General features: G+C 54.5%; 7 protein-coding genes. All 7 read right to left on the bottom strand.

The genetic code is table 11. The annotated features are described in order from the left end of the window. The coding region (locus tag ACFSAG_RS12565; RefSeq protein WP_381515317.1) for a recombinase family protein at positions 1-1,203 on the bottom strand (1,203 nt) is incomplete at its 3' end. 50 nt (positions 1,204-1,253) lie between these two features. Further along, a complete protein-coding gene (locus ACFSAG_RS12560) occupies positions 1,254-1,421 on the bottom strand; it encodes a hypothetical protein (protein WP_381515314.1) in 168 nt (55 codons plus the stop codon). A 64-nt stretch (positions 1,422-1,485) separates the two neighbouring features. Next, the gene (locus ACFSAG_RS12555) at positions 1,486-2,313 is read right to left on the bottom strand and encodes a hypothetical protein (RefSeq protein ID WP_381515310.1); all 828 of its coding nucleotides are present in this window, start codon (positions 2,311-2,313) and stop codon (positions 1,486-1,488) included. Further along, positions 2,306-3,397: a tyrosine-type recombinase/integrase gene (locus tag ACFSAG_RS12550; protein ID WP_381515307.1), complete on the bottom strand. Its 1,092-nt coding sequence runs from the start codon at positions 3,395-3,397 to the stop codon at positions 2,306-2,308. Before ACFSAG_RS12550 ends, ACFSAG_RS12555 begins: the two co-directional genes overlap by 8 nt. Next, entirely contained in the window at positions 3,394-5,103 is a 1,710-nt protein-coding gene (locus tag ACFSAG_RS12545) for a hypothetical protein (protein ID WP_381515304.1), read from the bottom strand. Before ACFSAG_RS12545 ends, ACFSAG_RS12550 begins: the two co-directional genes overlap by 4 nt. A gap of 111 nt (positions 5,104-5,214) precedes the next feature. Further along, positions 5,215-5,559 carry a helix-turn-helix domain-containing protein gene (locus tag ACFSAG_RS12540; protein ID WP_381515301.1) on the bottom strand — a complete coding sequence of 115 codons (345 nt, stop codon included), beginning with the start codon at positions 5,557-5,559 and terminating at the stop codon, positions 5,215-5,217. 168 nt (positions 5,560-5,727) lie between these two features. After that, positions 5,728-6,660: a LysR family transcriptional regulator gene (locus ACFSAG_RS12535; protein ID WP_381515298.1), complete on the bottom strand. Its 933-nt coding sequence runs from the start codon at positions 6,658-6,660 to the stop codon at positions 5,728-5,730. Between the last annotated feature and the right edge of the window lies 1 nt (position 6,661).

Below are 6,661 nucleotides of genomic sequence, written 5' to 3'. Positions count from 1 at the left end.
ATCCTTCTCGGCATGGCGCTCGATGAGGCCCTCAAGGATTCGCGATACGCGCTGGGGCACCAACAGTTTGTCCGCCATGCTTTCGATGACGAGCTTGTCGAGCTTCTCCATCGCAATGTTTCGGCCTTTGCAAACGGACTTGCCCCGCTGTTTGCAACCGGCACAGCTGTAATAGCTATAACGCTTGTGTCTGCGCGTAGTACCCGAGCGGGTCATCCCTGATCCGCATGTTGCGCATACCGCGAGCCCCGTGAGCAAAGTTGGCCCATTCACAACGCGCGGCGCTGTGACCTTTGGACTGTTATTTGCCAACCGCGCCTGGACATTTTCAAATACGTTGAGAGGTATGATTGTCGGCACATCGATTTCGACGATGCCGGCTGGATCGTTAAGCTCGCCTGTCCGTGCATTGCGAACCCCATAAGGCCATTTGCCGGTCGCATAACAGCGATTGGTCAATATGCCGTGTAAGGGTCCGACACCAAAGGTTGCGCCGCGGCGCGTGCGATAGCCATTTGTGTTGAGCCAGGAAGCAACACCTTTGACGCCCAAGGGACCAGTGGTTCCATCGCCTTCAAGATAGAGCTTGAAGATCAACCGGACGAGTTCAGCTTCGACAGGGTCGACATCGAGCTTCTTTTTGATCTTTGCGCCGCGCCGTTCGGCTTCTACTGCCCGATAACCCAATGGCGGCGGCGCACCGTTCCAAAAGCCCTGCTTGGCGGACTCGCGCATTGCGCGGGTGACGTTCTTGCCATTCTCCCGCGAAGTATATTCATCGAAGACGCCAATGATCTGCCGCATAAGCTCCTGGGCTGGATCATTGCCCGTGGGCTGTGTGACCGAGACAACCTCGATACCTAGCTTCCTGAGCTTACGGATGGTGAGTTCCATCTCTGCGCCGTTGCGGTAAAAGCGTGAGTAGCTGTGCACACAAATGACATCAAAGCGACGATCAGCCGCTTTCGCGTCCTCCAGCATGCGCTGGAACACTGGTCGGCGATCATCAGTCGCAGAGGCACCGGGCTCGACATATTCGTCGACAACATCCCATCCCTGCCCTTCGCAATAGCGCCGGTTCAGATCGCGTTGTGATGGCAGCGAGACATCGCCCGCCGCCTGACGGCCGGTACTGACGCGCAGATACAAAACCGCGCGCTTCGGGAGCTGGCTGTCAGCCGTTTTTGAGGGACTAAAGGTCATGGTAATTGTCCTCGATCGCCTCGCCAGGCGACACGGACCATGCCGCCAGTTCAGGCGTTGAGAAGTTGGATAAGATCGTCGCCAAGAAGGCGCTCGATTGCGTGAAGTTCTGCACCGCTAATTGCGCAGTCCTCAGGAATGTCGCAGGAGACCACGACCATCTGCTCGCCAAGCGAGGGCGCGTATTGCTCTGCGTCGAAGGTCTCCGGCGATGCCATGCGGTCAATATGCCGCAGCCCGGGCACATGGCAGTGTGTGCAACTGGGAAGTAAATCACGGGGGTTATACCCTTATGCGGGGCTTGAAATCATTATAGTGACTGATCACCGCCCAAAGCTTTGTATTTTTGAAATAGTTTTTAATTGCATCGGCGTTATCACCGACACTCTTGATCCCACAGTTTTCCAGAACATCCTGTGTCAGCTTGATAAATCGAGCTCCGCCAGTTCTTGAAATAGCCGGTCGTCCCTTGCGCTCGCCCAGAATGCTGGTGGCTTGGCAGGCCAATTCAAAAATCATGATTCTTCTGAATGGCTCCGCGGGCGAACCTCCGACATCTGTCGGTTGCGCATCCCGCCAGATCATAAATTGTTCGCGAAGCTTGCAGATGATGAAGAGGAACAACTCAGTTCGCTGTTCAATGTCGGCCCTCTCCTTTGGAAGGGCCAGCGCCTGTTCAAGTTTTAAAAGGGTCGCAGCTTCACCTTCGGATTGCTCGATCTTTTTGAGCTCTGGTCTGAAATCTCGGTCTGAACCGCGCTCGCCAAGGAACTCACTAACGGCGCTGAACGACAAGAGTCGTCCTAATGCCCCGACGGTTTCTGGGACTGTCATTACATCCACACTTCTGCGATTATTGCGGATCAGCGTCTCGAGTTTATCGAAATGGTGAATGACGTCATCCGCGCAGTCCAACATTGCGCTTTGATCGGGCAGTTTGAGTTGCTTGCGGTGAAAATCGCGACACTCGTCCAGACCCTTACGCACGGTGTGTTTCAGGACGAACAGCTGTTCGTCGCTGAGTTCGTTATCGGAGGCAATTTCTTTAAATGCCTGCTCATTGGGCATTGTCAGATAGCTCAATGCATTTGCGTCATACTGCCTAGCCATTCGCCTTCTCCCTCAATTTCTCCACCGTTGATACATAGCGCTTCTGCCCCTCTTGTGCGCGGGCTTGGCGGTAATATTTCTCGGTTGTCCGCAATGTCGTGTGTCCGAGCAGTGGTGCAGCTGCATGGATATACTCAGGCGCATGGCTGGCGATTGTCGATGCTGCCATGTCGCGGAACCGGTGCGGACTGATGGATACCCCTAAAGCTTCGCCGGTAAGCCGGGTGACGCGGTCATAAAGCGCCATTTGTGTCAGCGCTGACCCATGTTTAGAGATCCATAGGCGCTCGCCCGGATCGTTCTTCCAGCGCCCGTCCCGTGCAAGGAGAACGGGCCGGTGCTGCGCTAGATATGTCTCGAGCCACGAGACAAGGCCCGGATGGAGGGCCGCTTCAAAATGCGCATGGGTCTTGGTCTGGGCAGGCGTCAAGCTGATGAACCACTGACCCTGACGGTGCACCAGACTTTCGCCGATGGTGAGCTCGGCGAAGTTCTTGCGGCGCAACGGCAGATTGACGAGCAGCAGCAAGATCAGCCCATCGCGATATTGCACTGCTGCATCAATAGCACTGTCAGACGCTTCCGCTTCTTCCATGCGCTTATAGGCAAGTGATGCGACCTCGTCTGCCATGACACGGTTGTGCTTCTCGCGCGCCGGGCGATGGTTTGCGCGTATTTGGGAAGCGATGCGGTTGATGAACGCAAAACTGTCATCAGGTGCCAGGATTTTCAGCGCATCGCTAAGCTCCTGTAGTCGGCATAGGATCGTTGCGCTGCTGTTACCCAACCCCTGGAGATGGCGCACATAAGCCCTAACCCGTCGCAAGGTGACACGCTCATTGGGTGGCAGCTGAAGGCAGTCTGCATCATGTATCCTTAAATAGGTGATGAACCGTCCCCAGCCCTTGGCGGTCTTCGTCTGGCTGATCGGCGCCAAATGGTTGAGTTCGCCGCCCGCCTCCTCAAGGATGCTCGTGGGTGTGATCGCTGCCATCCAGATGGCCCGATCGCCATCGGGCCATAGCTCAACCGGTGCACAGGCCCGTTCGGGGCATTTCTTAGGCCCATATTTGCCGCCGCTCATGACTTCTTCCCCTTCGCTTTGCGGCGCGGTGCATGGGCTATGCGCAGATTTTCCACGATATTGGCATACAGCAGACCGGCCTGCCGGGTTTCGGCACCGGAATAAGCACTTGTGGTGGTGTTGATGGACTTGTGCCGTAACAGCTGGCGCAACACCTCATAATTGCCGGGATTTATGTCGAGAAAAATCTTACCAGCCGCGTGCCGAAAGAGGTGAATGTTGAAGTCGATGTCGAGGAACTGCTTGATCGTCTTTTTGAGCTGAAGCCCTAGCGTATGGGGAGACTTGAGGGCACCACCACGCCCGGGAAAGAGCGCGCTGCTCTCGCCGGCCACCAGATAGGGCCGGTAATCACGGATGTACCATTTGACGACCTCCAGCGCGAAGCCTGGGATCTGGAAGTTGATCAGCTCGCGGTTTTTGGTCTCGGCTTCAGGAATGACAAGATACACACCGTTACGATTGGCAACCAAATGCCGGTTGATATCGATCGCGGCCAGATTGGTCCGGCGCAACGGGATAACAATCTGGATCGCGATCGCTGCCGCCATTTGAGCAAGATGAGCCTTGAGCTTGGGTGCGCGCCGGTCCTTCTCGACCGCTTTTTGGATAGTGTCCGGTAAACAGACAAAGGCAGCGACCATTTCTGGATCATCGAAGACACGCAGCCGGTCCCGGTTCTTGGCTGTCATCCCCGAGACAGGAACCGCGACCCGCGAGGCAAGCCGCTTCAGTTTGTCATGATGGGTCGTGTCCACTTTGACCCAATGCTTCGCAATCTTGGCGATGAAGATCGCCAGTTGAGCCACACCAGCCGAGCTTTGGCCATCGGGATTGCGCTGCATCATGAAATGGAGGATCCGCTTCGCATTCGGCAAAGCGGCTAGTGTAGCAATCGACGTGATCTCGGCGGGATTTACTCCAGAATGGACCAAAGCTGACGCTGCTGCACGCAATTGCCGCTGACGGGTGACAACGGTCGCTGGGCGAACCGGCTTCAAAGGCCCAAAGTCGATTTCATCCTCGTCTTCGTCGTCGTCATCGAGATCGAACAAAATCCCTTGGGAGAGCCGACCGATATAGGCGTCAATGTCGACTGCAAAGGAAGGCGGGAATGTCTCTAACGGCAAGCTGTAAGTGTCGCGCTTGTCTTCGCGCGGGATATGCACTTGCGGCCAAGCTGGATATTGCTGGGCCGTCCGGTTCCAGGCCCATAAAAAATCGTCGGCTGCATGCTCTGCATTGCGGCGCATCCGGTTAGTCTTGATTGCTTCGCAATAACCGAGCAAATCATCAAGGCTCACCGCAGATGGCGCGACGCCCTTCCCACTGAGATACCGCGCGCCTGGTGACATCTTGCGTACAAGATGGTTAGGCAAGACATCCAGCAACTCCTCCCAGTCGGGAAGCAACGGCGTGGTATTGCGGCTCGGCACCAGATCCCGCACCAGCGCAATCGCCTTGTTAAGGCCCGAACAGATGTTGGCCCAGCGCGCTTTGCTTATACCAATCGCCAAGGGCTGCACGGCTTCGCGCAGCGCACGGATCTCGTGCGGGATAACCAAGATCTCCTCGGGCCGTTTGCCCACCGCTTTACAGAAGCTCAAGACCGCGCTCCGCAGATCGCGCCGACGCGTCCCTTCTTCCATGGCGTCGATCCGTACCAGAACATCTGCAAGCGTTGGAATATTACTATGTTCAACCATCGTAAAAGCCTAAATTATGTCGTGACGACATTAGTGATCTATATTGGACATTCGTGAATAAGTATATCACTATTTTAACCCTGTTACTTGAATAACCTATTCACGATACTTTTATTTATTACTGATAACTCTATTATATTTAATTCCAGTCAAGCGCATGAGCTCTTCCGCACTTACACGGATCAATCGACCAATTCGGATTGCTGAAATGTGCCCCGCTGCTATCTGGCGGCGCACCGTTTTTGTGGAGACGCGCAAATATGCCGCGATGTCGTCAACGGTCAGAAGACCTTCTGACTGATCCAGAACCGTTAACTTGCGCCGTTGGACAGCTTGGGCTGGTTCATGAACCCAGCCAGGTAAGTCAGTGGCAGAAAACTGACTAGTGCCACACAGAATGGTGCAACAGTTTCGAGTGTCACTCTGATATTCGATTAAAGATTGGTCGTTCTGCATCCGCGATGCATAACATGCGCAGTGCGCCACAAAGATTGCTCAACCAACACGAAAATAAGGTTAGTTGCGCCCTTTCTAGATTTTAAATTCGTTAGCGACAGCCGGGACGACTTTAGCTTAAAGCAAGCTGCCCTACCCCAAACTCCGCTTGAGTGTGGTTTTGTGACGTCACAGGTTTGACGAGAGATTTTGTTGGGAGACCAATGCACCTGGATTAAGGATTCCAATGTCCTCTTTGCAGATTTCCAGCAACCAATCCTTGCCAGCCTTAATCCGCTCGAGTGAACGATTGTCCTTGTGGGTCACGAGCCAAAAATTGCGGCTGATGCTGTTCTCTGGAAATATCGGCGTCAGTGTTTCATCGATATCTCCAATAAAACAGGGGAGTACCCCGATACCGGCACCGACCGAAATCAGCCGATGCTGCGCGATAATGCTCGAAGAACGAATGTCAGGCTTCAAGCCTGGCACCAGATCGTCCAGATAGTTGAGTTCGGGCGCATAGAGCAGGTCGGGAATATAGCCGATTAAATGATGCTCTGTTCCAAGTTCATAAAGCGCCAAAGGCACGCCATTTTCGGCAAGATAGGTTTTGCTGGCGTAGAGCCGCAATTTGTATGTTGCGAGTTTTTGCGCGATGACATGCCCGGCTTTTGGTCGTGAGAGGATGACAGCAATGTCCGCCTCACGTTTGGATGGGCTCAAGAAGCCGCTGCTTGCAACCAAATCCAGATGCAGATCTGGAAAGCGCTCGACAAATGCCGGAATGTGTCGGGTCAGAAACCAGGACCCAAAGCCTTCAGCCACGCTGATGCGTAGTGTTCCACTCAGGCCTCGTCCGCTGACTTGCGTTGGCTGTGCGGCTTCTGCAGCTGTCGCCATTATCTCAATTGAAGCCAGCAGCTTTTCTCCAGCTTCGGTTAATGCCTGGCCTTCGCGCGTTTGCTCGAACAAGGTTGAACCGATTTGCGCCTCTAATCTACGCAACCTCCGACCGACTGTTGTCGCATCGACGCCCATTTTCTTGGCGGCGCGTGCGATCTGCCCAGTTTGAGCAACAACAATAAATGCCTGATAGTCGTTCCAGTCCTGAACCTGCATA

Origin of the sequence: Sphingorhabdus buctiana (assembly GCF_042680825.1) — a bacterium.
Taxonomy (GTDB): Bacteria; Pseudomonadota; Alphaproteobacteria; order Sphingomonadales; family Sphingomonadaceae; genus Sphingorhabdus_B; species Sphingorhabdus_B buctiana.
The sequence above is the reverse complement of the archived record's forward strand: the minus strand, read 5'-3'. Positions and strand labels throughout refer to the sequence as shown.